At 62.6% G+C, this 2,988-nt stretch carries 3 protein-coding genes; 1 reads left to right on the plus strand and 2 read right to left on the minus strand.

What is annotated here, in order from left to right; all coding sequences use genetic code 11:
* Positions 1-156: 156 nt before the first annotated feature.
* Complete coding sequence (locus tag A2I95_RS29250; protein ID WP_291735536.1) at positions 157-1,407, minus strand: Xaa-Pro peptidase family protein; 1,251 nt, start codon at positions 1,405-1,407, stop codon at positions 157-159.
* Positions 1,404-2,192, minus strand: a complete 789-nt coding sequence (locus A2I95_RS29255) for a 2OG-Fe(II) oxygenase (RefSeq protein ID WP_027259585.1) — start codon at positions 2,190-2,192, stop codon at positions 1,404-1,406. Before A2I95_RS29255 ends, A2I95_RS29250 begins: the two co-directional genes overlap by 4 nt.
* A gap of 110 nt (positions 2,193-2,302) precedes the next feature.
* On the opposite strand from A2I95_RS29255, the gene A2I95_RS29260 reads away from it, so the two are divergent.
* Positions 2,303-2,988, plus strand: a 686-nt coding sequence (locus A2I95_RS29260) for a LysR family transcriptional regulator (RefSeq protein ID WP_291735537.1), incomplete at its 3' end; no start/stop codon positions are given.

Genomic DNA, 2,988 nt, shown 5'->3' on the forward strand with positions numbered 1-2,988 from the left:
CCTCAGGGCCGCCCGCCACCCGTTTACCGGATGGCCAGCCGGAAACCCGGCCGCCTTCAATCTGACAGAGGCTGGATAGAGGGCAATATCAAACACATAATCCCCGGGGGGGAATTGAGCCGCAGGCTCAAGAGGGGGACAGCGCCCCCGCATTTTTCACATCTCCCAGGGAAACGTGTCGAGCCGCACCGGCCGGTCTGCGGTGACCAGTACTTGGGTTTCCAGCTTGACCGACTCGGATCCCTTCTCGCCGATCAGGCTTTCAATGCAGATCACCATGTTTTCCTCGAACTGCCCGCCGTGGGCGCCGTCAAAGTCCACATGCAGCGGCACCACCGGCCATTCGTCAGCCATGCCGACGCCATGGGCTGCCAATGAGTACCGGTAGGGTTGATATGCGTCCGGGATCTGCCAGCTCTGGGCGTTGAACTCGGCAAAACTCAGCCCTGGCTGCAGCAGCGTCATGTTGTGATCGATCTGCTCCCGAGCCGCCGTGTACAGACGTTTCTGAGTATCATTCATCGGCACATAGCCGCAGGTCCAACTGCGGGAGAGATCCGCACAATATCCATAGGGGCCGATCATGTCGGTATCGAATGAGATCATCTCTCCCTCGCGGCATTCGCGGGATGAGCATTCCTTGTACCAGGGGTTGGTGTTGGGCCCGCAGGTGAGGAGCTTGGTTTCCAGCCATTCGCCGCCCGAGCGCGCGTTCTCGAAATGCAGATGTGCCCACAGCTCCTGTTCGGTGACACCTGGCACCGAATGTTCGTAAATCCGCGCCATGCCGGCCTCGCAGACGCGGATGGTCCAGCGCATCAGCTCGATTTCATCCGCCGATTTGATGGCGCGGGCGGTCTCGGTGATTTGGCCGCCATCGATGACTTGGATGCCGTGCTCCGACAGGGCATGCACGCCCTCGGGCTCCATCCGGTCGACGCCGAGGCGCAGGTTTCCGCCACCGTGTTGCTTGATCTGATCCGCGATCTCTGCGGCCCAGGGGGCAAGGCGGTCCGCGGCCTTGTCACCGGCGCACATGAACATCCAGCCGATGGCGTTGCGGATCTCGTCAATGCCGGGCAGCCCGTCGTTCAGATGCTCGCAGCCCTTGAATTCGAACATGATGCCAGGGCCGTCGTTCAGGATCAGCGCGTAGCGGATCGGGTTGTGGGCGGTCCAGATCGACATGTTGGAACAATCAAACGCATAGCGGATGTTGACCGGGTCATAGAGCAAGAGGCCCGCCACGTCCTGACGCGCCATTTCATCGCGCAGCCGCTGCAAGCGGTACGCTCGGGCGCGGTCCAGAACGTCCTGGCCCAGCGGTGACTTCAGCGGTTTGTCGGCGCCTGAGGCATTCAGGAAGGTGCGTTTGCGTTCGTCCTTGAAGATGGCCAGTTCCGTCATGACGCACGGCCATAAAAGCCGATATTTTCCTCGTCTGAGAACCGCACGCCCGGGTTTTCGTAGAAGGTGAAGACGGCGATCACCCGCGTCTTGTCCCCTTTGACGGTGCCGACGCGGTGGGGAGAGTTTTTGCCGCGGAAGATATTCAGCGTGCCCGGCGCCAGGGTAATTGAGCGCATGTTCGGGTCCGCGCCGGCCAGCAGCCGCTCGACACCGCTAAAATTCGGATCGTTATCCGTGCGCAACTCCGGGCTGTAAATGAACTCCCCGCCTTCATCCGGCGCCTGCAGTAGCATGGTGGTGGTGAATTCAGACCGGTCGAAGTGCCAGTTCAACGCCTGCTCGGCGCCATAGGACATGATGTTCAGCCGCGCCAGCGGGTCGTCCATGGTGTAAAGCGCAGGTTTGTCCATTGTGGCGGCCAGGAACTGCGCAAAGGGAGGCCAGTCGTACAGGCGCAGCACCGGTGAGCCTTGGAACTGGTCGGCGCAGAGGGTGAAGTTCGAGGTCTCGACCTTTTGCAGGGCAGGGTGGTCCGGGGCCAGGCCTTCGACGCTGTCCTTGAAATAGATATTGTGCCAGCGCTTGTGGTGGAAGCTTTCGGTCTGAAACTTGCCCTTCAGCGCATCGGCGGCGCCCTGGGCCACTTCCGGGTTCATCAGCCCCTCCAGGCTGAACATGCCGCCCTCGGCCAGCTCGGCGCGGCAGCGGTCCACTAGCGTTTGCCATTCCGGGGTGCCCGGGCGGTCGAGCGGGTAACGGTCGAGATCAAGAATGTCGCGCATGGGGTGTTCCTTAGGGTCTTTTGAGCTTTTCCCAAGACTGCGCTCCGGGCGGGGTTCTGACCACTACAAAATATCTTGGCGAGCATAAGATTTTCTTGCACTGTGCTGTCATGAAACTGCCGCCCCTCAATGCCCTTCGCGCCTTTGAGTGCGCTGCCCGCACCGGGAGCTTTTCGGCTGCCGGGGCGGAGCTGGGTGTCAGTTCGGCAGCGGTGTCGATGCAGGTGAAGAACCTGGAGGAGTGGCTGGGGCTGAAGCTGTTCACCCGCCGCGCAAACCAGGTGCGGCTCACGGATGCCGGGCGTGACTACTACCAGAAGGCGGCGATGTCGCTGGCGGAGATTGCCAGTTTCACGGAAGCACTGACCGAAGGCGGCGCCCGGCGCCCGCTGGTGATTTCGGCAACGCCAGCGCTGGCGCAGCTGTGGCTGCCGGAGCGGCTGAAGGCCTTTGCCAGGCTGCGGCCCGATGTGCCGCTGCGGCTCAGGATCGAGGATGACCGGATCGACCTGGAGGCGGAGGGTATTGATGCGCGGCTGACCTATGGCGGCGAGCATCCGGAGCACCGGACGCAAGCCCTGTTCACGGATCAAATGGTGCCGGTCGGCATGGGCCCGCAGATGGACATACGGACGGCGCCGCTGGTGGAAGTCAGCTGGGGCGAGACGGTCTCCTCCGTGCCGGGCTGGCGGCAGTATTTCGGCCAGCACGGGATTGCGCGCGAAGACAGGGCGGCGGCGGTCATCGGGCAGTCTGTGCCATCGGTGGTGGCGCTGGTGCAGGCGGGGCTGGGAAT

The sequence above is a fragment of the Leisingera sp. F5 genome (assembly GCF_001593695.1).

Coding starts and splice junctions, on each gene's coding strand:
- A2I95_RS29250 (WP_291735536.1), bottom strand. CDS start 1,407: ATGACGGAACTGGCCATCTTCAAGGACGAACGCAAACGCACCTTCCTG.
- A2I95_RS29255 (WP_027259585.1), bottom strand. CDS start 2,192: ATGCGCGACATTCTTGATCTCGACCGTTACCCGCTCGACCGCCCGGGC.